1 rRNA gene is annotated in these 1,145 nt (G+C 54.2%); it reads left to right on the forward strand.

Annotation, left to right across the window (positions count from 1 at the left end):
* Positions 1 to 1,034: ribosomal RNA gene (locus ACFVS8_RS19595) — 23S ribosomal RNA — on the forward strand; the annotation flags it as partial.
* Positions 1,035 to 1,145 lie beyond the last annotated feature (111 nt).

Consider the following 1,145-nt stretch of genomic DNA (forward strand, 5'->3'; position numbering starts at 1 on the left):
GGCGAAGCTGAGAATTTAAGCCCCAGTAAACGGCGGTGGTAACTATAACCATCCTAAGGTAGCGAAATTCCTTGTCGGGTAAGTTCCGACCTGCACGAATGGCGTAACGACTTCCCAGCTGTCTCAACCGCGAACTCGGCGAAATTGCATTACGAGTAAAGATGCTCGTTACGCGCAGAAGGACGGAAAGACCCCGTGACCTTTACTACAGCTTGGTATTGGTGTTCGGTGTGGCTTGTGTAGGATAGGTGGGAGACTGTGAAGCTGGCACGCTAGTGTCGGTGGAGTCATTGTTGAAATACCACTCTGGTCACTCTGGATATCTAACTTCGAACCGTGATCCGGTTCAGGGACAGTGCCTGGTGGGTAGTTTAACTGGGGCGGTTGCCTCCCAAAAAGTAACGGAGGCGCCCAAAGGTTCCCTCAACCTGGTTGGCAATCAGGTGGCGAGTGTAAGTGCACAAGGGAGCTTGACTGTGAGACTGACAGGTCGAGCAGGGACGAAAGTCGGGACTAGTGATCCGGCAGTGGCTTGTGGAAGCGCTGTCGCTCAACGGATAAAAGGTACCTCGGGGATAACAGGCTGATCTTGCCCAAGAGTCCATATCGACGGCATGGTTTGGCACCTCGATGTCGGCTCGTCGCATCCTGGGGCTGGAGTAGGTCCCAAGGGTTGGGCTGTTCGCCCATTAAAGCGGTACGCGAGCTGGGTTTAGAACGTCGTGAGACAGTTCGGTCCCTATCCTCTGCGCGCGCAGGAAATTTGAGAGGATCTGACCCTAGTACGAGAGGACCGGGTTGGACGAACCTCTGGTGTGCCAGTTGTTCCGCCAGGAGCACCGCTGGTTAGCTACGTTCGGGATGGATAACCGCTGAAAGCATCTAAGCGGGAAGCCGGCCTCAAGATGAGATTTCCATCCCCTTCGGGGGGAGAGGCTCCCAGCCAGACGACTGGGTTGATAGGCCGGATGTGGAAGACAGGACTAACGACTGTCGGAGCTGACCGGTACTAATAAGCCGATAACTTGAAACCTCACTACACACACACGATTTGAACTTCATTCAAAGCAAAAGGCGTGTGCGTGGCCCGAGATGATTCGCGTCCACTCTGTGGTTCCCAACAGACGGAAACACACTTCATAACT

It is taken from the genome of Agromyces sp. NPDC058110 (assembly GCF_042884735.1).
Lineage (GTDB): Bacteria > Actinomycetota > Actinomycetes > Actinomycetales > Microbacteriaceae > Agromyces.